The sequence below is a fragment of the Rhodococcus sp. NPDC056506 genome, assembly GCF_042794945.1.
Taxonomy (GTDB): Bacteria; Actinomycetota; Actinomycetes; order Mycobacteriales; family Mycobacteriaceae; genus Rhodococcus_F.
The window spans coordinates 1-21,972 of the sequence record NZ_JBHTSW010000048.1; the positions used below are offsets into that span (position 1 = coordinate 1).

The following is a 21,972-nucleotide window of genomic DNA, read 5'->3' on the forward strand; positions in this document are numbered from 1 at the left end:
GAACTGAACTGGATCCTTGGCGTCACAAGCTCGCCAGTAGCCGTGCTTGAGCTTCTTGATTTCCTCGATCTGTTCGAGCGCGTCGAGGCGTTGTGCGAGATCCAACGTCGGTCCTTTTCGTCTGGGTTTCCCGGAGACATGTCGGATCGACTGTAGGGTGTCCTCAGTCACATGTGTGTAGTTTTTCCCAGTGACCGGTCAGGAAATGGTGTCGGTTTCGCTCGGGGATTCGTCGCCGGTGAGCGTGATCGCAGTCGAGTCGCTGAAGACGCTGCCCCAGAGCTCGCCGAGGGCCGGATCTTCTTCGGCGTGTTCGGGCGCCATCATTGCGAGCAGATTGTTGATCAGCATCCCGTTCGCGATGAACAAACGCGCTTGCTCGGGCGTGCAGCCGGTGCGCTCGCGCAGCAAGGTGTAGATGCCGGACATGGCGTTCCGGGACACGGCGGCGACATCATCGGTGCTGGTGGCGAAGCCGTGCAACATGACAAGCAGTAGATCTCGGTCGAGAACCAGTTCGCCGTAGGCGGATCCGAGCTCGGCCCAGAATTGCGGATTGCTCGGATCGATCGTGACCGTATCCAATTTGTCGTTGAAGGTGCGCACGATTTCGTCGAGCGCGCGCGTGAACACCGCGTGGAACAGATCTGCCTTGGTTCCGAACATGCGCACGACGTAGGGCTGCGAAACACCGGCTTCCTTGGCGACGGCGTCCGTACTGGTTCCGGAGTATCCGCCCTTTGCGAATGCTCGCGTTGCCGCGGCAAGGACGAGCGCGCGACGTTCCGGTGCGCTCATCCTGCGGGTACGTGGTTCAGCTGCACCGATCGACATGTTGACACGTTATCACCGGATAGCTTAGTTTCGACTTAAGTAATCATTCGATGCCTTAAGGCACCTTCACTCGAGGAATCACGATGACCGTTTTGACGAAGTCCGGATCGGACGCCGCATCCGGGTCGGAAAGCAGTGGAGGACGTAAGGTTCCGATCGCGATAGCGATGGTTGCTGCTTCTCTGCCTATGTTCATGGCCACCCTCGACAACCTCGTGATGACGAGCGCGCTGCCGGTGATCGAGAAGGAACTGAACGCGTCCGTCGGGCAACTTCAGTGGTTCATGAACGCGTACACGCTCTGCTTTGCGACGCTGATGCTTTCGGCGACGACGCTCGGCGATCGGTGGGGGCGCCGCAAGATGTTCGTGTTCGGGATCGGGCTGTTCACGGCGGCGTCGATTGCTTCTGCGTTGTCTACGACACCGAGCCTGCTGATCGCGGCCCGAGCTTTTCAGGGCGCCGGCGCTGCCGCGATCATGCCGCTCTCGCTCACTCTCCTCGTGGCAGCGGTACCGGAAGCCAAGCGCGCCATGGCAATCGGCGTGTGGGGTGGAGTCTCCGGACTGGGAATCGCGATGGGTCCAGTTGTCGGTGGAGCAGTAGTCGACGGGTTCTCATGGCAGGGCATCTTCTGGATCAACGTGCCGGTTGCGATCGTCGCTGTTCCTCTCGCGTTGTACGCGCTGCGCGAATCCACTGGTCGCACACAGCCTCTCGATCTTCCCGGTGTCGCGCTCGCCGGGCTCGGCGTGTTTCTGGCGGTATGGGGAATCGTTCACGGCAACGACGAGGGCTGGGGATCCTTCGGAGTGGTGGCGTCGCTGGTGGGTTCCGTAGTTGCCTTGGCGCTGTTCGTTCTTCGCGAGATGAAGACGTCGCATCCGGTGATGCCCCTACGTCTGTTCCGCTCACGCAGCTTCTCGATGGCCAACGTCATCGGCTTGACCTTCTCGATCGGAATCTTCGGGGCGGTGTTCCTGCTGTCGCAGTACCTCCAGATCGTGATGGGCTACAGCCCGTTCCAAGCAGGCCTGCGAACGCTTCCGTGGACGGCAGCGCCGATGATCTTCGCGCCTCTCGCCGGTTTTCTGGCACCGAAGGTCGGGCTCCGTTCGCTCCTGCTGACCGGACTGTTGCTCCAGGCCGGAGCCCTGTTCTGGTTGGCCGCGTTGATCGGTCCCGACGTGACGTACGGGTCGCTGGTTCCGGCGCTGCTGATGGCTGGCATCGGCATGGGCTTGACCTTCGCGCCGAGTTCGACAGCTGTGCTCGTCGACATGGACGAACCCGATCACGGAACGGCCAGTTCGACGAATTCCACGCTTCGTGAGATCGGTGTTGCTCTGGGAATCGCCGTTCTCACAGCGGTCTTCCTTGCAGCCGGCGGTGCGCTCACTCCGCTGGGCTACGGCGATGCACTGACACCCGCTCTGCGCGTCGGCGGTTGCTTCGTGTTGGTCGCGGTGGTCGCGGCGTGGTTCGTGCCCTCGCATCGAAAGGCCTGAGCACTGCTGTGCGCCTTTATTAACCGCCGGCGGTTGGCGGATTCGGACGGTTGTCGCAACGTGCCTGATTATCGACGGGTGATGGTGTTGATGGTGGGTCGTCCAGCGTATTCGCATGAGGTTCGGATGACGTTCTGGTCGTTGCGCAGTAGTGGTGTGACCGTCAAGGCCGCAGCGGCGGCGGTCGAGGTCAGCGAGGGCACCGGCTGGAACTGGGTACGCGAACGCGGTGGTGTGCGCCCTCGGGTGACACCACCGCCGACCGGAAGATACCTCTCGATCCTCGAACGTGAGTTCATCGCCGATTACACCCGGGACGGGTGGACGTTGACGGCCATCGCGCACGCTCTGCGCCGAGCGGTGTCGACGATCAGTCGGGAGTTGCAACGGCATAAGTACTTTCGCGGCAGGTACCTCCCGTATCAGGCGGATCGGGATGCACAGGTGAATGCTCGGCGACCGAAACCCTCGAAACTCGAAGTCAACTCTCGCCTGCGCGACACTGTCCAGAATTTGTTGTATCGCGACTTCTCCCCGGAACAGATTTCGGCGACACTGAGGAAAGAATTCCCTGATGACCCGGAGATGCACGTGTCGCACGAAACGATTTATCGCAGTCTGTACGTTCAGGGAAAAGGTGGCTTGAACAGGGAGTTGACTGCGCATCTGCGTACGGGCCGGGCGCTGCGGCAAGGTCAACGTCGTGGGGCGGAGCGTCGGTCGCAGATTCCGGGGATGGTCAACATTTCCGAACGGCCCGATGCTGTGGCCGATCGGGGTGTTCCGGGGCACTGGGAGGGTGATCTGATCATCGGAAGGGACGGTGCGTCGTCGATCGGGACGTTGGTGGAGCGCAGTAGTCGGTTGGTGATGTTGTTGCATCTTCCCTACGGTCATACCGCGGACAAGGTCGCGGCGGCGATGATCGCGAAGATCGCAAAACTACCTGCGGTGCTGATGCGTTCGGTGACCTGGGATCAGGGTCGGGAGATGTCCCGGCACCAGGAGATCACCATCGCCACGGGGGTGCAGATCTATTTCTGTGATCCGCACTCCCCGTGGCAACGGGGAACGAACGAGAACACCAACGGGTTGCTCCGTCAGTACTTCCCGAAGGGTACTGACTTGTCGGTCCACGGCCCCGACAGGCTCGATGAGGTTGCCGCTTTACTCAACTCACGGCCCCGTAAAACCCTCCAATGGGATACTCCGTTGGAAAGGTTTCACGCATCGCTCGTTGCGACAACCACGTGAGCCTGCCGTTAATAAAGGCGCACAGCAGTTACGTAGTCGGGTCCCCTGGGAACGCTGAGGTGGCCGGAGCGGTTCCCAGCGCGGAACGCCAACCGGCACCGCGGATTGCCGCATCGGTGAGGCCGTCGATTCCGAACGTGCGGAGTTGGTCGGTGTCGACCTGTTCGACAAACGCCCGGTAGGTCACGGCAGTGTCGGCTTCGATCTGCGCAGCCAGTTGTGCTGCGGTAACGGCATCGGTCACCGGGAACGGAATCTCGTAGGCCGCCGCGGCTGTCGGCGGGGTCTCGCCGGCTTCGGTCGAGAGTGCCACCAGAGCATCGCGTCGAGCGCGGTGCGCAGCTGTATGCGTGGCAACTTCGTTGACGCGGGCAGGGTTCGAAAACGCGGCGACTACTCCGTAAGCGAAGATCGCGGCATTCTCGGATTCGATGGCGGTCAGCAAGGCAGAGCTCTCGGATCGACGGGTGTGCGAGGTGATCACGGAAGCAACACCGCAATCTGGGTTGAACACGACGCGCTGATCGAGCCGAGCAAGCCTGCGCGATAGCCGGACATCGTCCGCGCCAGGTCTGCGGCACTGCGCGCCGAATCGGCCAGCGAGGTACCCAGCGCGTCGACGCCCGTAGGAGCGTTCGCGGCCGAGGTCGACGGCGATGCAGTGGTCGTAGCGCTGCCGCCCGCTGCCCGCGCGATCTCGGCGTCGAGTTCGAGTGCATGCGCTGTTCGTTCGGCGCTGATCGTCGTCAGCGAGGCCGACTTGTCCGGTGCAAGAGCGATCGCGGCGGTTGCCGAGGCCGCGTCCGAACGAGCTCTCTCGGCCTGGGCCGTCAGCTGGTCGACTTCTGCAGCCGCCTCCGCTGTGCCGTCGTCGGTGCAGGCGGACAAGGTGAAGGCTGCAGCGCCCAACGCTGCTGCGGTTCCCGTCATCTTGATCGCACTCCGCCGGGAGAGTGGGGTAGTGGTCATGGGCGTCAGCACCAGTCCATCGTGCCAGGTGGTCGGCCGATCGTTCGAATCCGCGGGTCGTGTTCAACTGTGACGTGCGTCGGGCACTCTGGTCACGGAGGCGCGCAATGAGCGGTACTCTTGGATGCTTGCAGCATGTGGCACCTGGTGTCTTTTCATGCTCGCAGCCGCCCACGTCGACCGTCGACACAAGTCGGACAATCGACGACAACTGAAATGAGGAGTTCGCGAGATGCCGGTGCCATCCAGGGAGAGGGTGATCGAGCTGATCTCCGAACTCGTGCACGCCCAGGGTTACGACGTCGAAGACGTAGTCGTGACCAATGCGGGCAAGCACAGCGCGGTGCGCATCATGGTCGACAGCGATGCCGGGATCGAACTCGATGCCGCCGCAGAGGTCAGCAGACTCGTTTCGGAACTCTTCGACAGTCTCGAGGAAATCGGTGAAACGCCGTACACCCTCGAGGTGACCTCGCCGGGAATCGATCGTCCGCTGACGCTCGAGCGTCACTGGCGTCGAGCGCGGGGACGTAAAGCGCGCATCGATCTGGCCGGCGAGACCGTGGTGGGCCGTATCGGAACGTTGAACGAGGATTCGGTTGCGGTTGTCATCGGTGGGCGCGGCGGACTGAGCGTGCGAGCGATTGCCCTGGCCGACGTGCAGAAGGCAGTCGTTCAGGTGGAGTTCTCCAAGCCCAGTGAGGCGGAGTTGGAACTCGCGGGCGGCATCCCGGAGGGCCGTGCAGTCCCGTCGGATGCGACTGATGTCGGTGTCGACGGCGCTGAAGACGACGAAGCAGAATTAGAAGACGTAGAAAACGAAGAAGGGTTCGACAAGTGAATATCGACATTGCAGCGTTGCGAGCGATCGAAGCCGAAAAGGGTGTCTCGATCGAAACTGTGATCGCCACGATCCAGACCGCGCTGCTGACGGCGTATCGCCACACCGAGGGGCACAAGCAGAACGCTCGGATCGACGTCAACATCAAGACCGGTTCCGTGCGAGTGATGGCGCACGACACCGATGCAGACGGCAACATGATCGGCGAGGAGTGGGACGACACTCCTGAAGGATTCGGCCGGATCGCGGCGACAACCGCACGCCAGGTCATCCTGCAGCGCCTGCGCGACGCCGAGCACGAGCGCAGTTTCGGTGAGTTCTCCACCCATGAGGGTGAGATCGTCGGCGGTGTCATCCAGCGTGACACGCGAGCGAACTCTCGTGGAATGGTCGTCGTTCGCATCGGCAGCGAATCCAACGGCGCAGAAGGGCTGCTGCCGCCGGCAGAACAGGTTCCCGGCGAGAACTACGAACACGGTGAGCGCATCAAGTGCTACGTCGTCGGAGTTGCTCGCGGCGCCCGTGGCCCACAGATCACCCTGTCGCGGACCCACCCGAACCTGGTACGCAAATTGTTCGCCCTCGAGGTTCCGGAGATCGCGGACGGCAGCGTCGAGATCATCAACGTCGCGCGTGAAGCGGGACACCGTTCCAAGATCGCCGTTGCCTCACGCGTGCAGGGACTCAACGCGAAGGGCGCGTGCATCGGCCCGATGGGTCAGCGCGTCCGCAACGTCATGAGTGAACTCGCGGGGGAGAAGATCGACATCATCGACTTCGACGAAGATCCGGCGACCTTTGTCGGCAACGCACTTTCCCCGTCGAAAGTGGTCTCCGTCACTGTCGTCGATCCCGAAGCTCGTGCGGCCCGCGTCATCGTGCCCGATTTCCAGCTCTCGCTGGCCATCGGAAAGGAGGGCCAAAATGCCCGCCTGGCTGCGCGGTTGACGGGTTGGCGTATCGACATTCGTAGCGACGCGGCACCCGCTGGAGATGCGTCCGAGCGGCCCGCCACGTCCAACGGATAACGGTGGAATGCAGTGATCGAGACGGTTCGGCGGTAGAGTGGACAATGGTTCGACGTGAGTCCTCGGATTCTGCGCGCGTGAAACCCGGTTCGCCGGTCAGAACGTGTGTGGGGTGCAGGGAACAAGGGTCGGCTGTCGATCTGTTGAGGGTCGTGGTTGGTGAGCAGGGGCCGGAGGGTTCCCCGCTGATCCCCGACGTATCGCGAAGACTCCCCGGTCGAGGTGCATGGCTGCACCTGGATCCGAGTTGTCTGAGCCTGGCAGAGCGGCGCCGAGCATTCAGCAGAGCACTGCGAGTGTCCGGAAATCTGGACACGTCCGCTGTCGACCAACTGGTCGACGCAGTTCACACAAAAGCAGTACCTCTCGAGAAGAACAGGCACAAGCACTCATGAGCACACCGTGAAGCACCAACGATGAACGTCCATCGGCGATAACCCGAGGTCGTGCGGGACCCATATCTGTGGGATGCCTCCTGCTCGACCTCATCAGTGAGGAGAGCAGTGGCAGGCAAGGCCCGCGTGCACGAGTTGGCTAAAGAACTCGGTGTCACCAGCAAGGAACTACTCGCAACGCTCAAAGAGCAAGGCGAGTTCGTGAAGTCTGCGTCATCCACAGTGGAGGCGCCCGTCGCCCGTCGTCTGCGGGAGTCATTCCCGTCGGCCGGCGGAGCAGAAACCAAGACCGAGACCGGCGCATCCGCTCCGGCCCGCCCCGCGGCAAAGCCCGTTGCACCGTCGCCGTCAGCTGCAAAGCCCGGCGCCCCGCGTCCCGGCCCCAAGCCGGCCGCACCCGCACCGGCCGCTCCCGCAGCACCGGCATCGGCAGCCCCCGCGGCTCCCGCAGCCGCTGCTCCGGCAGCACCGTCGGCGCCGGTCCCCACCCCGACGTTCAACGCTCCGAAACCAGCACAGCCGGCACGCCCGACTCCGGCTGCTCCCGCAGCGTCGGCACCGGCAGCCCCCGCGGCTCCGGCCGCACCGTCCACCGGCGCAAAGCCCGGCGGACCGCGTCCGGGACCGAAGGCACCTCGCGTCGGTAACAACCCGTACTCCTCGGCTCCCGCCGAGCGTCCGGCTCCTCGTCCGGCTCCCGGCGCACCGCGTCCGGGTGCAGGCCAGGGCGGTTCTCGTCCGGCTCCGGGTCAGGGCGGTCCCCGTCCGGCTCCCGGCCAGGGTGGACCTCGTCCGGCTCCGGGTCAGGGCGGTCCCCGTCCGGCTCCCGGCCAGGGTGGACCTCGTCCGCCTGCAGGCCAGGGCGGACCCCGTCCCAGCCCCGGCTCCATGCCTCCTCGCCCGAACCCGGGTGCAATGCCTGCTCGTTCCGCTCGTCCCGCGCCCGGTGGCGGCGGACGTCCGGGTCGTCCCGGTGGCGCTCCCGGTGGTCGTCCGGGTGGCGGCGGCGGTGGATACCGCGGTGGCGGCGCTCCCGGCGCCGGTGCCGGTGCAGGTGCTCCCGGTGGAGCAGCTCCGGCCGGTGGATTCCGCGGTCGTCCCGGCGGCGGTGGCCGTCCCGGTCAGCGCGGCGCAGCGGCAGGTGCATTCGGTCGTCCCGGCGGAGCAGTTCGCCGTGGACGTAAGTCGAAGCGGGCGAAGCGCGCCGAGTACGAAAGCATGCAGGCTCCCGCAGTCGGCGGTGTCAGGCTGCCACGCGGCAACGGTGAGACCATCCGTCTCGCTCGCGGCGCATCGCTGTCGGACTTCGCGGACAAGATCGATGCGAACCCCGCAGCACTCGTGCAGGCGTTGTTCAACCTCGGTGAGATGGTCACGGCAACTCAGTCGGTCAACGACGAGACGCTGGAGCTGCTCGGCGGCGAAATGAACTACGTCGTGCAGGTCGTCAGCCCGGAGGACGAGGATCGCGAGCTGCTCGACAGCTTCGACCTCACCTACGGCGAGGACGCCGGCGGAGAAGAGGACCTCGAGTCCCGTCCGCCTGTGGTGACCGTCATGGGCCACGTCGACCACGGTAAGACCCGTCTGCTCGACGTGATCCGTAAGGCGAATGTCCGTGAGGGCGAAGCCGGCGGCATCACGCAGCACATCGGTGCTTACCAGGTGCTGACCGAGCTCGAGGGCAACGAGCGTCTCGTGACGTTCATCGACACCCCGGGTCACGAGGCCTTCACGGCCATGCGTGCTCGTGGTGCCAAGGCCACCGACCTCGCGATCCTTGTTGTCGCAGCCGACGACGGCGTCATGCCGCAGACGGTGGAAGCGATCAACCACGCCCAGGCGGCGGACGTGCCGATCGTGGTCGCGGTGAACAAGATCGACAAGGAAGGCGCGAACCCGGACAAGATCCGGCAGCAGCTCACCGAGTACGGACTGGTGGCCGAGGAATACGGCGGAGACACCATGTTCGTCGACATCTCGGCGAAGCAGGGCCTCAACATCGACGCACTGCTCGAAGCAGTGCTGTTGACGGCCGACGCTTCCCTGGATCTGCGCGCCAACCCGGACATGGACGCTCAGGGTGTTGCCATCGAGGCGCACCTCGACCGTGGCCGCGGCCCCGTCGCTACCGTGCTCATCCAGCGCGGAACGCTGCGGGTCGGCGACTCGATCGTTGCCGGAGATGCTTACGGCCGCGTCCGCCGCATGGTGGACGAGCATGGTCAGGACGTCCACGAGGCACTGCCTTCACGTCCGGTCCAGGTCATCGGCTTCACGTCGGTCCCCGGTGCAGGCGACAACCTGCTCGTGGTCGACGAGGACCGTATTGCTCGCCAGATCGCAGACCGTCGCAACGCACGTAAGCGCAACGCGCTTGCAGCGAAGAGTCGTAAGCGCATCAGCCTCGACGATCTCGATGCAGCTCTGAAGGAACATTCACAGCTGAACTTGATCCTCAAGGGTGACAACTCGGGAACTGTGGAGGCCCTCGAAGAGGCTCTCCTCGCAATTCCGATCGACGACGAGGTGCAGTTGCGCGTCATCGACCGCGGTGTCGGTGGCATCACGGAGACCAACGTCAACCTGGCTGCTGCGTCCAACGCGATCATCATCGGCTTCAATGTCCGCGCCGAAGGCAAGGCAACGGAGCTGGCGAACCGCGAGGGCGTCGACATTCGCTACTACTCGGTGATCTACCAGGCCATCGACGAGGTCGAGAAGGCGCTCAAGGGTCTGCTCAAGCCGGTGTACGAAGAGGTCGAGCTGGGCAAGGCAGAGATCCGCGCCATGTTCCGTTCGTCCAAGATCGGCAACATTGCCGGTTGCTTGGTCACTTCGGGCAGCATCCGTCGCAACGCCAAGGCACGTCTCATCCGCGACAGCAAGGTCGTCGCCGAGACGGTCACCATCTCCTCGCTCAAGCGGGAGAAGGAAGACGCAACCGAGGTTCGCGAAGGCTACGAATGTGGTTTGACCGTCACCTATTCCGATATCAAGATCGGTGACGTTCTCGAGTGCTACGAGCTTCGCGAGAAGCCGCGCGACTGATTATGTCGACACGGGCGTTGGGGCGGACGCACGTGAGTACTAGCTGACATGGACTCTCCCGGACTTGAACATTCAAGTCCGGGAGAGTCCATTCGGCTCTGTCTAGGGGGAAAATGTTTGTAGGGGCACTGGAGTTCGACATCCTTTTCGGGGATGTCCACTCACTCAAGGAAAAGCGTTCGATGCTGTCGCCGATCCTGACGGAACTCCGTCGATTCGGCGTGAGTGCAGCGGAGGCGGGGGAGCAGGGACGCCTGCGTCGTGCGCTCGTGGGCGTCGGTGTGGTCAGCTCGTCCGTCGATCACCTGCACGATGTTCTCGATCATTGTGAACGGGCAGTGGCCGAGCGTCCGGAGATTCAGTTGCTGGCAGTGCGAAGGCGTATCTTCGGCCCGGAAGACTGAGCGTCACCGATCGGTGTCAGTGAGCCACGCTTCCAGGCGCCGTACCGAATCGAGTTCGTCGGCAAGGGATTCGGCGTCTCCGGGACCCAGTGTGACGGCGTCCACCGCATCGCGTATTTTTCGCGCAATCTCGATTTCGCCCAGCGCAATGGCGATCTCGGCGCGAGTGGTCAGCGCTTTCACCAGATCCACCGCGTCGGCGCCGGGGAATCGACGTAGTCCGACGTCCAAAACCCGAGCGGCAGTGCGATCGTCGTTCTTGAATTCCCGAAGAATGCGGGCGTTGTCGACGGCCCTTGCCAACCCTTTCAACGACTTCGATCCGCCGTACTCGAGGTCTTCGGGTTCGTCACGCTGAATGAAGATGATGTTATTGCCCGAGGGATCGACGACGGTGAACCGACTCTGACCCGGCCGGAAGCGCGTGATTCAAGGCGCGCCCTTGGCGAGGACCTCGCCGTAGCTCGACACGTCCGCGCACGGGAGAAGTGGGACGGTGGTCTCGTTCTCGACTACGGAATCGATATCGGTCACAGGACTCTCCTCGATGCGATCAGGTGGGGCTGATGTGTCGATGCTCACGCCCGATGCGCCCGGTTGCCGTGGAGATCGACGACGACCCTGCCAGCGGTGTGAATGTGGTCGAGAACCTCTGCGTATGGTGATTTGGTTGCCGGGTAGCCGATGGACGAGACTGGTGTCGGTAATAATTCTTGTTAACCAGAACTTTGATCGATCGAGTCACCTCGATTCGAGTGGCCAGGTAGAGGAGACTGACAGTCATGGTAGATCCAGCCCGGGCACGCAAGTTGGCAAAGCGTATCGGAACCATCGTCGCAACCGCGATCGATCACGAGATCAAGGATCCGCGACTCGCATTTGTGACCATCACGGACACCAAGGTCACCAACGATCTGCACGACGCGACGGTGTACTACACGGTCATGGGCGAGAAGGTCGATTCCGCGCCTGATGTGGAAGCCGCAGCCGCAGGTCTCGAGAAGGCCAAAGGTGTTCTGCGCTCGAAGGTCGGTGCCGGAACCGGAGTCCGCTTCACACCGACTCTGACGTTTGTCGCCGATACTGTTCCCGACACCGCGCGTCATATGGAAGAACTGCTGGCCCGTGCCAAGGCCGCCGACGACGAGGTCGCCAAGGCGCGTGAGAACGCTCAGCCCGCCGGAGATGCAGATCCGTACAAGGAGCCGCGAGCAGCTGCAGACGAAGACGAGGCGTCGCCAGATGTTCGTGAAGCCGACTGACGCGCACCGAGAATGACGATCACCGCACTTTCGGACGTCGACCCCTGCGAGGCGAAGTTCGCTCAGGTGGCCGAGGTTCTCGAAGCAGCACACACGGTGACAATTCTCTGCCATGTGCAGCCGGATGCGGACACGATCGGTAGCGGACTTGCACTCGGCCTCGTTCTCGAGCGTCGGGGCGTTTCGGTGCAGGTCGCGTTCAGTCGGCCGTCAGCGCTGCCCGAGTCGATGGGTGATTTCCCAGGTGTCCACTTGCTCGTGGCGCCCACCGATGTTCGGGAAAGCGTCGACGTTCTGGTGACCGTGGATGTCGGGAGCGAGGGCCGGCTCGGTGAGTTGGCGAGTCGACTCGCCGGCGCGAATCGCACGATCGTCCTCGATCACCATCGCTCCAATTCCGAATTCGGAACGATCAACGTCGTCGACGAAACCGCGGCGTCGACGACGGCACTCATCGCACGCTTCTTCGATGCGTGGGGAGTCGCGATCGATCGCGATCTTGCGCACTGTCTCTATGCCGGACTGGTCACCGACACCGGTTCCTTCCGGTGGGGAGGTCCGCTTCCTCACGTGCTCGCGGCGCGTTTGCTGGCAACCGGCATCGACGGCGACGGTATTGCGCGCAAGCTGCTGGACACCCATCCGTTCGGGTGGTTGCCGATGCTGGCTTCGGTACTCGGGTCCGCGGTGCTGATTCCGGAAGCCGCAGACGGCCGTGGGCTGGTGTACGCGGTGATCCGACGCAGTGACATCGGTGATCTTCGTTCCGAAGAGATCGAGAGTGTCGTCGATATCGTGCGAACCACTTCGGAAGCCGAAGTTGCCGCGGTACTCAAGGAGTCGGTCTCCGGAAGCTGGTCGATCTCGTTGCGGGCAAAGTCGGCGATCGACGTGTCGGCTGTCGCTGAAAGTCTGGGTGGCGGCGGGCACCGGCTGTCGGCCGGATATACCTCGACCACGTCCAGCGACGAGATTGTTGCCGCGCTCGTCGCGGCACTCGGCTGAATCCGCGGCATTGAGCGAATCCGACGCCACCTCGGCGGGATCTTCAGCAGCTGATTTCGACGTCACTGGACGACGAATCTTTTCCCTCGCCTTTCCGGCGCTCGGGGTGCTGGCGGCCGAACCTCTCTATCTGTTGTTCGACATCGCCGTGGTCGGCCGACTCGGGGCGCTTCCGCTGGCCGGGTTGGCGGTCGGTGGTCTGATCCTGTCGTTGGTGAGTACGCAGCTGACCTTCTTGTCGTACGGGACGACGGCGCGCGCGGCACGGCTGCACGGAGCGGGCCGCGAGCGCGACGCGGTGGGCGAGGGCGTTCAGGCGACCTGGCTGGCGGCCGCGATCGGCTTGGCCTTGGTAGTGATCGTGCAGGTGATCGCCGGCCCGTTGACTTCGGCGGTGGCCGGGACTCCCGACATCGCCGCGGCTGCGGAAAGTTGGCTTCGGATAGCAGTATTGGGTGTACCACTGATCCTGGTAGCCCTGGCCGGCAACGGGTGGATGCGCGGGGTTCAGAACACGGTGCGACCGCTGCGGTTCGTCCTTGTCGGCCTGGGTATTTCGGCGGTCTTGTGCCCGATTCTCGTGCACGGTTTGCTCGGTGCTCCGCGTATGGAGCTCGAAGGGTCGGCTGTCGCGAATCTGGTTGGCCAGAGCGTTTCGGGTGTCCTGTTCGCCTGGGCGCTCTTTCGTGAACCGGTCTCCGCCCGACCGCATTTTGCGATCATGCGGGCGCAGATGCTGATGGGCCGTGACCTGATTCTGCGCAGCCTCGCATTCCAAGCGTGTTTCGTCTCTGCGGCCGCGGTGGCGTCGAGGTTCGGTGCTGCCGTCGTGGGTGCGCACCAAGTTGTCCTCCAACTGTGGAACCTGGTTTCGCTCCTTCTCGATTCATTGGCCATCGCCGCTCAGACGCTCATCGGAGCGGCGCTCGGCGGCGGATTCGCAGCCGCGGCGAAGAAGATGACCTGGCGGATCACCGCATGGTCGACGGTATTTGCCGTGGTGCTCGCGATCTTCTTTGCCGCCGGCCACTCCGTGATCCCCGGACTCTTCACCTCTGACGCCGAGGTGCTCGGTCAGATGTCGATCGCGTGGTGGTTCTTCGTCGCGATCATGCCGGTAGCGGGAATCGTGTTTGCACTTGACGGTGTTCTACTCGGCGCCGGCGATGTGGTGTTTCTGCGCAACGCGACCATGCTCTGCGCAGTTCTCGGGTTTCTGCCCGCGATCTGGCTCTCCCTCGCCTACGACTGGGGTCTGGCCGGAATTTGGGCAGGGCTTACCGTGTTCGTAGTACTTCGGATGGTCGCGGTGTCGTGGCGAGCGTTTTCCGGCAAGTGGGCGGTGACAGGTCCGGCGACGGCGAGGCGCGGAAGTTCAACTGAGGAAGCAGAGGGATCGTGGCAGCAAAGTTGATGGCGGTGAGCGACATTCATGTCGGTCACAACGGCAACAAGCCGATGACGGAAGAACTGTTTCCGGATTCGCCTGACGACTGGCTCATCCTCGCCGGTGACGTCTCGGAGAAGACGGACGACATCCGGTGGGCGTTGAAGCTCCTTCGCAGCCGATTCGCAAAGGTCATCTGGATTCCGGGCAACCACGAGCTGTGGACGACCGCCAAGGATCCGGTTCAGATTCACGGAGCGCCGCGGTACGAATACCTGGTCAACATGTGCCGCGAACTCGACGTCATCACGCCCGAGGACCCGTTCCCGGTCTGGGAGGGCGACGAGGGGCCGGTCACGGTTGTCCCGATGTTCCTTCTCTACGACTACTCGTTCCTGCCCGCAGGTGCGCGGGACAAGGAACACGGGCTCGAGATCGCGCGGGACAAGAACGTCGTCGCCACCGACGAGTTCCTACTCTCACCGCAGCCGTATGCAACGCGCGACGCGTGGTGCCGGGCGAGAATCGAATACACCCAGGCACGCTTGGACGCGCTCCCCGAAGGCACAAGAACCATTCTCGTGAACCATTTCCCGATGGTCCGGCAGCCGACGGACGTGCTCATGTATCCGGAGTTCGCATTGTGGTGCGGAACCACTGCGACGGCCGACTGGCACGTGAAGTACAACGCGGTGTGCTCGGTGTACGGACACCTGCACATTCCCCGAACCACGTACTACGACGGCGTCCGCTTCGAGGAAGTCTCACTCGGATACCCGCGCGAATGGCGTCGGCGCGGTCTGCCGGAGAAGCTGTTGCGTCAGATTCTTCCCGTGCCGGAGTACCCGCCGGGAACGCTCAACAAGTGGGGTGGCCACTTCAAGGTCACGCCCGAGCAGGAAGCCGAAGTCGAGCGCATGCGCGCCGGACGCTGAGAGGTATCGCTACGTGATCGAACAGATTCTTCCCGGTGGGGTCGCGACGGCCGAGGCCTTCGTCGATCCGCCCGGTCTGGTACCGCATCCCAGCGAGGAGGCGTTGATCGGCCGCGCCGTCGAGAAGCGTCGTCGCGAGTTCGTGACTACTCGGCACCTTGCGCGTCAGGCGATGGGCAAGCTCGGTGTTCCGTCTGCTGCCGTCATGCGCGGCGAGCGTGGTGCCCCGCTGTGGCCGCAAGGAGTGGTCGGGAGCCTCGCCCATTGCGACGGTTACCGCGGCGCTGTCCTGGCGTACTCCATGCAGGTCCGCTCACTCGGGATAGACGCCGAACCGCACGGCCCGCTGCCGGACGGGGTTTTGCCCGCGGTCAGCATCGAGGCGGAACGAACGTGGCTGGGTGCCCAGGAGACCGGCGGTCCGGTGCATTGGGATCGAGTGCTCTTCTGCGCGAAGGAAGCCACGTACAAAGCGTGGTTTCCGCTCACCGGGCGTTGGCTGGGGTTCGAGGACGCCCACATCACGTTCGAGGCGGATTCGGAGACTTCCGGAACTTTCACGTCACGTCTGCTCGTCCCCGGTGAGGCGACGTCCGGTCCGCCTCTCACCTCTTTCGACGGCAGGTGGTTGGTGTCGGACGGGCTGATCCTGACGGCAATTTCGGTGCAGTGAGCGCGACTGGCAGAATCGGCACACGTGTCAGCTCGTGAAAAGCCTTCCTCCGGTCTTGTCGGCGCCGGAATCCTGATCGTCGACAAAGAGGCGGGTATCACCAGCCACGACGTGGTCGCTCGGTGCCGCAAGTTGTTGAACACCCGGAAGGTGGGACACGCCGGGACGCTGGATCCCATGGCGACCGGCGTCCTTGTTCTCGGCGTGGAGCGTGCGACCAAGTTGCTCGGACTCCTGGCGCTGACCACCAAGGCGTATTCGGCGACGATTCGTCTCGGGGCATCGACGGACACGGACGACGCCGAGGGGGAGGTCCTGACTTCCGCAGACGCTTCGCAGGTGACGGACGCGGAGATCGCGGCGATCGTGGCCACGCTGACCGGAGACATCAAGCAGATCCCGGCGAGCGTGAGCGCTATCAAGGTCGACGGTCAGCGCGCACACGCACTGGTACGAGCCGGAGAAACCGTCGAGCTCGCGCCTCGCCCGGTGACGGTGTCGACTTTCGAGGTTCTGGCGCGGCGAGATGTCCCGGGTGGATTCGTCGATCTGGATGTCGACGTGGAGTGCTCGTCCGGTACGTACATCCGCTCGCTCGCACGGGATCTCGGTCGTGAGTTGGGCGTCGGCGGTCATTTGACGGCACTGCGCCGCACCCGCGTCGGGCCGTTCACTCTCGAACATGCGCGCACGCTCGAAGATCTGGCGCAGCAGCCGGGTGTGAGCCTCGACATCGATCAGGCCGCGCAGACGGCCTTTCCGCATCGGCAGATCACCGCAGAAGAAGCCGAGGCGATCAGCCAGGGGCGCTGGCTCGAGCCGATCGGCATCAAGGGGATCTGTGCGGCCATCGATCCCACCGGTCACACGATTGCGCTCCTGCAGGAGAAGGGTCGACGCGCCAGCTCGGTGATGGTCGTGCGGCCGGCGACGCTGCGCGGATGATCGTTCGCGAGCGTGTCGACGGCGACCTCGACGGTTGCGTCGATGTGCTGGCGCGGGTCCACGAGTGCGACGGATATCCGAGCACATGGCCGCTGAACCCGCACCGCTGGCTCAATTCGCCCACACTGGTGAAGGCGTGGGTCGGTGAGAGTGACGGCCGTGTTGTCGGTCATGTCGCCGTCGACAGCGAGGTCGGAGGTGCGCCGGTAACCGCGGGATCGACAGCTGTGTCGCGACTATTCGTTCATCCCCGTGTACGCGGGAAGGGCCTGAGCGGTGCGCTACTCGACGCTGTGACGGATTTTGCAGCCGAGAGTCAGTTGGGATTGGTGCTCGACGTCGTCGACGATGCTCTGCCGGCGATCGCGCTGTACGAGCGTCGAGGTTGGGAGTACGTCGACGAGAGGCTCGCCGACTGGACCCGGGCAGACGGCGTCCGGCCTGTGGAACGTCGATACCGGTTGCCGCTCTGAGCGGTTAGACAAGCCAAATTGCTTGAGCGACTGGGCTTCCCAAGTCGATGGTGTTCGGGCTGTCGCCGAGTCGCACGGACACGGTACCGGCGAAATCGCGGCGCTCCTCGACAGTGATCTCGACATCGAGACTGACGCCGACGGAATCGAAGTACCGGAGCATTTCGGGATCGGAATCGGAGATCCGGGCAACGCGGCCCCGTTCGCCGTTGGCGAAGTCGCTGAGCTGGCGGGCCGGGGGAGTCGGTACCGAACCATCGGTGGCGGGAATGGGATCACCGTGTGGGTCGCGTTCGGGGAAGCCGAGTTTGGCGTCCATCCGGGAGATCATCAAATCGGAAACGGCGTGTTCGAGGACTTCGGCCTCGTCGTGGACTTCGTCCCAGCCGTAGCCGAGTTCCTGAACCAAGTAGGTCTCGATCAACCGGTGGCGCCGGACCATCGACACAGCAGCGGCGCGGCCGCTGTCCGTCAAGGCGATGGAACCGTAGCGGGCGTGATCGACCAGGCCCTGGTCCGAGAGTTTGCGGATGGCCTCTGACACGGTCGAGGCCGAGACGCTCATCTTCTCGGACAGGAGCTTGGTGGAAACCCGTTCGTGGGACCACTCCTGGATCGTCCAGATGACCTTGAGGTAATCCTGAGCCACCGACGAGAGCGCGAGCGTGTCGATTGCCGCGTCGTGCGCCGAAGTGTTGTCGCTGTCCGACGCCGATGATGCTTCCGAGGTTCCGGTCTTGTGAGCTGCCACAACGCTTAGCTTAGGCTACGAAATCCGGAACTTCCGTACGTGAGCGGCAGCACAGCGGTGATTCGCTGGGCGGGTCCGAACGTGACCCGCCGCTAGTGGACCCGTAGGCTGCCAATCGTGCTGAGATGGCGTGGTCTCGACGAAGTTCCGGCCGATTGGGGTCGTTGTGTGCTCACTATCGGTGTGTTCGACGGTGTGCATCGTGGGCATGCCCAATTGATAGCGAGAGCGGTTACCGCTGCCCGCAAACGTGGTGTTCCGAGCGTGTTGATGACGTTCGACCCGCATCCCATGGAGGTTGTGCGGCCGGGTAGTCATCCAGCCCAGTTGACGACGCTGCAACGGCGTGCGGAATTGGCTCAGGATCTGGGCATCGACGTCTTCTGCGTCATGCCGTTCACCGCTGATTTCATGAAGCTGACGCCCGAGCGCTACGTCCACGAAATTCTCGTCGAACGCCTGCATGTCGCCGAGGTGGTGGTGGGGGACAACTTCACCTTCGGGAAGAAGGCGCTCGGAAATGTTGATCTCCTGCGTGAGATGGGCGCTCGCTTCGGCTTTGCCGTCGACGGCGTCCAGCTGCTCGCCGAGCATGCGGTGACGTTCTCGTCCACCTATATCCGTTCGTGCGTCGACGCTGGCGACATGGAAGCGGCTACCGAAGCTCTCGGCCGTCCGCATCGTGTCGAAGGTGTAGTCGTGCACGGTGACAAGCGTGGACGCGAGTTGGGATTCCCGACGGCGAACGTTGCACCGCCGATGTTTTCGGCCATTCCGGCCGACGGTGTGTACGCAGCGTGGTTCACGGTGCTCGGCGCCGGTGAGGAACTCGGAACCGTCGTTCCCGGTCGTCGATACCAAGCCGCAGTCTCTGTAGGGACCAATCCGACGTTCTCCGGCCGGACCCGCACCGTCGAGGCATACGTACTCGACACCGAAGCCGACCTGTACGGGCAGCATGTCGCGGTCGACCTGGTTTCGCGGATTCGCGGGATGGAGAAGTTCGACTCGATCGAGTCGCTCGTCACGGCGATGAACCGGGACGTCGAACGCGCACGCGAAATCTTGAGTGAGGATGCAGAGCGCAGCGTGGGTTGAGCCCCTCGTTAGTGGCGGCGGCCACATTCGCTGCCGGCGTGCGAATGCGCCGCATTACTGCTGGTAGGATCTTCTCTCGGTGCGTGCTGCGGTTTGCGGTGGCCGCGCCCGATCTAGTTCCTTTCACGCAAACGTCATTACAGGAGTGAATCAAGTGGCATTGACCACGGAAGAAAAGAAGGTCGTTCTCGGCGAGTACGGCTTGCACGAGACCGACACGGGATCGCCCGAAGCTCAGGTGGCAATGCTCACCAAGCGCATCACCGATCTCACCGAGCACCTCAAGACCCACAAGCATGACCACCACTCGCGTCGTGGACTGCTCTTGATGGTCGGTCGCCGTCGTCGTCTGCTGAAGTACGTGGCAAAGACCGACGTCGCTCGCTACCGCACGCTCATCGAGCGTCTCGGCCTGCGTCGCTAGATTTTTCTTACGACGCTGATCGAAAGCAACACGGCACGCTTCGGTTTGCCGAACACTCCGTCAGCCGGCGAAGCCACGCATATACTGGGCTTCGCTGGCTTTCGGCGTTAGCTGCCGCAAGGCAGTTTCCGCTGTCGGCGCACATGCACAGTTGCCTATGCGCAGTTGTGCAGAGCGAAGTCAGCACACCGTATGCACCAGAGAACGTGGTGTCGGTTGTCGGTAGTGGTTCTCCGGACCGGGCAAGTGCCCGAAAGCTCCGGCGGACTTCGATCGACGGCCGCCCGAACGTCGTGACGTCCCGAGGCAGAAATCGCTCGCATAGTAGGAGCGTCTGCAATTCAAGAGGGGGACGTCCCTCGGTGCGCAGTTTCCACCAGGAGGGTGGAAACGCCCGCGCGGGTACGGCGAAGACGAGAGGGAAGTGAAGAGAAAAGAATGACAGACAATTCCGTAGTAGAGGTCGACGAAGGCGTGTTCGAATCCACCGCCGTGATCGACAACGGGTCTTTCGGTACCCGCACCATCCGTTTCGAGACCGGACGCCTTGCTCAGCAGGCCGCCGGCGCCGTCGTCGCTTACCTGGACGACGAGACCATGCTGCTGTCCGCCACGAGCGCCAGCAAGCACCCCAAGGAGCACTTCGACTTCTTCCCCCTGACGGTGGACGTCGAAGAGCGCATGTACGCAGCGGGCCGCATCCCCGGTTCGTTCTTCCGTCGTGAGGGACGCCCCTCCACCGACGCGATCCTGACCTGCCGCCTCATCGACCGGCCGCTGCGCCCGTCGTTCGTCGACGGTCTCCGTAACGAGATCCAGGTCGTCGTCACGGTCATGAGCCTCAACCCGCAGGATCTGTACGACGTCGTGGCTATCAACGCCGCTTCCGCGTCGACCCAGATCGCGGGCCTACCGTTCTCCGGCCCTGTCGGTGGCGTGCGTGTTGCACTCATCGTCTCCGAGGACAACAAGGCCGGCCAGTGGGTTGCATTCCCGACGGTCGATCAGCTCGAGAACGCCGTCTTCGACATGGTCGTTGCCGGCCGCGTCGTGTCCGGCAGCGGTGACAACGCCGACGTCGCGATCATGATGGTCGAGGCCGAGGCCACCGACAATGTCATCGCGAAGATCGCCGACGGCGCTCAGGCACCGACCGAGGCCATCGTCGCCGAAGGCCTCGAGGCCGCCAAGCCGTTCATCGCACGCCTGTGCGCTGCACAGGCAGCACTGGCATCCAAGGCTGCAAAGCCCACGGGTGACTACCCGGTCTTCCCGGCGTACCAGGACGACGTTTTTGCTGCCGTCGAGGCCGCTGCATCCGAAAAGCTCAATGCCGCACTGACAATCGCCGGCAAGCAAGAACGCGACGACAAGACCGACGAGGTCAAGGTCGAGGTTCTCGAGCAGGTTGCACCGAACTTCGAAGGCCGCGAAAAGGAACTGGGAGCAGCGTTCCGCTCGCTCACCAAGAAGCTGGTTCGCCAGCGCATCCTGCGCGATCAGTTCCGCATCGACGGCCGCGGCGTCACGGACATTCGTTCGCTCTCTGCCGAGGTTGCGATCATCCCGCGCGCACACGGCTCCGCACTGTTCGAGCGCGGCGAGACCCAGATCCTGGGTGTCACCACTCTCGACATGGTCAAGATGGCGCAGCAGGTCGACTCGCTCGGTCCCGAGACCAGCAAGCGCTACATGCACCATTACAACTTCCCGCCGTACTCCACCGGTGAGACGGGCCGCGTCGGTTCGCCGAAGCGTCGCGAAATCGGTCACGGTGCACTCGCCGAGCGCGCTCTCATGCCGGTTCTGCCCAGCGTCGAAGAGTTCCCGTACGCGATTCGCCAGGTCTCCGAGGCTCTGAGCTCCAACGGCTCCACCTCGATGGGCTCGGTGTGTGCTTCCACGCTCGCACTGCTCAACGCCGGTGTGCCGCTGCGTGCTCCGGTTGCCGGTATCGCCATGGGTCTGGTTTCCGACCAGGTCGACGGTGAAACCCGCTACGTGGCTCTGACCGACATCCTCGGCGCCGAAGATGCTTTCGGCGACATGGACTTCAAGGTCGCAGGCACCAAGGACTTCGTCACGGCTCTGCAGCTGGACACGAAGCTCGACGGCATCCCGTCGCAGGTCCTCGCCGGCGCATTGTCGCAGGCGAAGGACGCACGGACCACGATCCTCGAGGTCATGGCCGAGGCCATCGACACCCCGGACGAGATGAGCCCGTTCGCTCCCCGCGTGACGGCCATCAAGGTCCCTGTCGACAAGATCGGCGAGGTCATCGGCCCCAAGGGCAAGATGATCAACTCCATCACCGAGCAGACCGGTGCCAACATCTCCATCGAAGACGACGGCACCGTGTTCGTCGGCGCCACCGATGGACCGTCTGCACAGGCCGCGATCGACATGATCAACGCCATTGCCAACCCGCAGCTCCCCAAGGTCGGCGAGCGGTTCCTGGGCACGGTCGTCAAGACCACCGCCTTCGGTGCCTTCGTTTCGCTCCTGCCGGGACGCGACGGACTGGTGCACATCTCGAAGCTGGGCAGCGGTAAGCGCATTGCCAAGGTCGAAGACGTGGTCAACGTCGGATCCAAGATCCGCGTCGAGATCGCCGACATCGATGCTCGCGGCAAGATCTCGCTGATCCCGGTCGAAGAGGGCAACGACGAGGCTGCCGCTCCGGCCGCCGACGAGGCTGCTTCCGAGTAGATCTCACTTCGTACTCTGATGCGGCC

The 21,972-nt window shown here is 63.6% G+C and carries 22 protein-coding genes and 1 pseudogene; 17 read left to right on the plus strand and 6 right to left on the minus strand.

The features are described 5' to 3' along the window. Window positions 1-105 (minus strand): annotated as a pseudogene (locus tag ACFQ6H_RS25845) (nuclear transport factor 2 family protein); the annotation flags it as partial. 93 nt (window positions 106-198) lie between these two features. Continuing rightward, window positions 199-834, minus strand: a complete 636-nt coding sequence (locus ACFQ6H_RS25850) for a TetR/AcrR family transcriptional regulator (RefSeq protein WP_378649432.1) — start codon at window positions 832-834, stop codon at window positions 199-201. Window positions 835-917: 83 nt separating this feature from the next. Here ACFQ6H_RS25850 and ACFQ6H_RS25855 point away from each other — a divergent pair, with 83 nt between their 5' ends. Both ACFQ6H_RS25855 and ACFQ6H_RS25860 read left to right on the plus strand, forming a co-directional pair. Continuing rightward, entirely contained in the window at window positions 918-2,342 is a 1,425-nt protein-coding gene (locus ACFQ6H_RS25855; RefSeq protein WP_378649434.1) for an MFS transporter, read from the plus strand. A 126-nt stretch (window positions 2,343-2,468) separates the two neighbouring features. Further along, window positions 2,469-3,596: an IS30 family transposase gene (locus ACFQ6H_RS25860; protein ID WP_378649436.1), complete on the plus strand. Its 1,128-nt coding sequence runs from the start codon at window positions 2,469-2,471 to the stop codon at window positions 3,594-3,596. 28 nt (window positions 3,597-3,624) lie between these two features. Here the strand turns inward: ACFQ6H_RS25860 and ACFQ6H_RS25865 are convergent, their stop codons facing one another. Continuing rightward, on the minus strand, window positions 3,625-4,080 hold the full coding sequence (locus ACFQ6H_RS25865) for a ferritin-like domain-containing protein (RefSeq protein ID WP_378649438.1): 456 nt from the start codon (window positions 4,078-4,080) through the stop codon (window positions 3,625-3,627). Then, window positions 4,077-4,526 (minus strand): hypothetical protein, encoded by a 450-nt coding sequence (locus ACFQ6H_RS25870; RefSeq protein WP_378649478.1) that lies wholly within the window; start codon window positions 4,524-4,526, stop codon window positions 4,077-4,079. Before ACFQ6H_RS25870 ends, ACFQ6H_RS25865 begins: the two co-directional genes overlap by 4 nt. A 271-nt stretch (window positions 4,527-4,797) precedes the next feature. Here ACFQ6H_RS25870 and rimP point away from each other — a divergent pair, with 271 nt between their 5' ends. The 5 genes from rimP to ACFQ6H_RS25895 all read left to right on the plus strand — a co-directional run bounded on the left by rimP (window position 4,798) and on the right by ACFQ6H_RS25895 (window position 10,284). Then, complete coding sequence (gene rimP / locus ACFQ6H_RS25875) at window positions 4,798-5,406, plus strand: ribosome maturation factor RimP (RefSeq protein ID WP_378649440.1); 609 nt, start codon at window positions 4,798-4,800, stop codon at window positions 5,404-5,406. Next, a complete protein-coding gene (gene nusA / locus ACFQ6H_RS25880; RefSeq protein WP_283303835.1) occupies window positions 5,403-6,434 on the plus strand; it encodes a transcription termination factor NusA in 1,032 nt (343 codons plus the stop codon). Before rimP ends, nusA begins: the two co-directional genes overlap by 4 nt. 44 nt (window positions 6,435-6,478) lie before the next feature. Further along, window positions 6,479-6,829, plus strand: coding sequence for a YlxR family protein (locus tag ACFQ6H_RS25885; protein ID WP_095970750.1), 351 nt, complete (start codon window positions 6,479-6,481; stop codon window positions 6,827-6,829). Window positions 6,830-6,937: 108 nt separating this feature from the next. After that, window positions 6,938-9,880 carry a translation initiation factor IF-2 gene (gene infB / locus ACFQ6H_RS25890; protein ID WP_378649442.1) on the plus strand — a complete coding sequence of 981 codons (2,943 nt, stop codon included), beginning with the start codon at window positions 6,938-6,940 and terminating at the stop codon, window positions 9,878-9,880. A 113-nt stretch (window positions 9,881-9,993) separates the two neighbouring features. Beyond that, on the plus strand, window positions 9,994-10,284 hold the full coding sequence (locus tag ACFQ6H_RS25895; protein WP_003942205.1) for a DUF503 domain-containing protein: 291 nt from the start codon (window positions 9,994-9,996) through the stop codon (window positions 10,282-10,284). Window positions 10,285-10,287: 3 nt separating this feature from the next. On the opposite strand, the gene ACFQ6H_RS25900 is transcribed toward ACFQ6H_RS25895, so the two are convergent. Continuing rightward, window positions 10,288-10,596: a hypothetical protein gene (locus tag ACFQ6H_RS25900; protein ID WP_378649444.1), complete on the minus strand. Its 309-nt coding sequence runs from the start codon at window positions 10,594-10,596 to the stop codon at window positions 10,288-10,290. Between the two features lie 470 nt (window positions 10,597-11,066). Between ACFQ6H_RS25900 and rbfA the strand changes: the two genes are divergently transcribed. Genes rbfA through ACFQ6H_RS25935 form a run of 7 tightly spaced genes read left to right on the plus strand, consistent with a single transcriptional unit; the run spans window position 11,067 to window position 16,964 of the window. Then, a complete protein-coding gene (gene rbfA / locus ACFQ6H_RS25905) occupies window positions 11,067-11,546 on the plus strand; it encodes a 30S ribosome-binding factor RbfA (protein WP_230813034.1) in 480 nt (159 codons plus the stop codon). A gap of 12 nt (window positions 11,547-11,558) precedes the next feature. Further along, window positions 11,559-12,551: a bifunctional oligoribonuclease/PAP phosphatase NrnA gene (locus ACFQ6H_RS25910; RefSeq protein WP_378649446.1), complete on the plus strand. Its 993-nt coding sequence runs from the start codon at window positions 11,559-11,561 to the stop codon at window positions 12,549-12,551. A 10-nt stretch (window positions 12,552-12,561) separates the two neighbouring features. Beyond that, window positions 12,562-13,965 carry an MATE family efflux transporter gene (locus ACFQ6H_RS25915; protein ID WP_378545715.1) on the plus strand — a complete coding sequence of 468 codons (1,404 nt, stop codon included), beginning with the start codon at window positions 12,562-12,564 and terminating at the stop codon, window positions 13,963-13,965. Further along, window positions 13,950-14,873 (plus strand): metallophosphoesterase family protein, encoded by a 924-nt coding sequence (locus ACFQ6H_RS25920; RefSeq protein WP_378545713.1) that lies wholly within the window; start codon window positions 13,950-13,952, stop codon window positions 14,871-14,873. Before ACFQ6H_RS25915 ends, ACFQ6H_RS25920 begins: the two co-directional genes overlap by 16 nt. A gap of 13 nt (window positions 14,874-14,886) precedes the next feature. Then, window positions 14,887-15,546 (plus strand): 4'-phosphopantetheinyl transferase, encoded by a 660-nt coding sequence (locus ACFQ6H_RS25925; protein WP_378533592.1) that lies wholly within the window; start codon window positions 14,887-14,889, stop codon window positions 15,544-15,546. Window positions 15,547-15,570: 24 nt separating this feature from the next. Further along, a complete protein-coding gene (truB, locus tag ACFQ6H_RS25930) occupies window positions 15,571-16,491 on the plus strand; it encodes a tRNA pseudouridine(55) synthase TruB (protein WP_378533590.1) in 921 nt (306 codons plus the stop codon). Beyond that, window positions 16,488-16,964, plus strand: a complete 477-nt coding sequence (locus ACFQ6H_RS25935; RefSeq protein ID WP_378649448.1) for a GNAT family N-acetyltransferase — start codon at window positions 16,488-16,490, stop codon at window positions 16,962-16,964. Before truB ends, ACFQ6H_RS25935 begins: the two co-directional genes overlap by 4 nt. A 4-nt stretch (window positions 16,965-16,968) precedes the next feature. On the opposite strand, the gene ACFQ6H_RS25940 is transcribed toward ACFQ6H_RS25935, so the two are convergent. After that, on the minus strand, window positions 16,969-17,715 hold the full coding sequence (locus ACFQ6H_RS25940; protein WP_283303847.1) for a metal-dependent transcriptional regulator: 747 nt from the start codon (window positions 17,713-17,715) through the stop codon (window positions 16,969-16,971). Between the two features lie 117 nt (window positions 17,716-17,832). Between ACFQ6H_RS25940 and ACFQ6H_RS25945 the strand changes: the two genes are divergently transcribed. The 3 genes from ACFQ6H_RS25945 to ACFQ6H_RS25955 all read left to right on the plus strand — a co-directional run bounded on the left by ACFQ6H_RS25945 (window position 17,833) and on the right by ACFQ6H_RS25955 (window position 21,946). Beyond that, window positions 17,833-18,813 carry a bifunctional riboflavin kinase/FAD synthetase gene (locus tag ACFQ6H_RS25945; protein WP_283303848.1) on the plus strand — a complete coding sequence of 327 codons (981 nt, stop codon included), beginning with the start codon at window positions 17,833-17,835 and terminating at the stop codon, window positions 18,811-18,813. Between the two features lie 154 nt (window positions 18,814-18,967). Then, entirely contained in the window at window positions 18,968-19,237 is a 270-nt protein-coding gene (gene rpsO, locus ACFQ6H_RS25950) for a 30S ribosomal protein S15 (protein WP_003942254.1), read from the plus strand. Between the two features lie 438 nt (window positions 19,238-19,675). Beyond that, the gene (locus ACFQ6H_RS25955; protein ID WP_378533586.1) at window positions 19,676-21,946 is read left to right on the plus strand and encodes a polyribonucleotide nucleotidyltransferase; all 2,271 of its coding nucleotides are present in this window, start codon (window positions 19,676-19,678) and stop codon (window positions 21,944-21,946) included. Window positions 21,947-21,972: the final 26 nt, after the last annotated feature.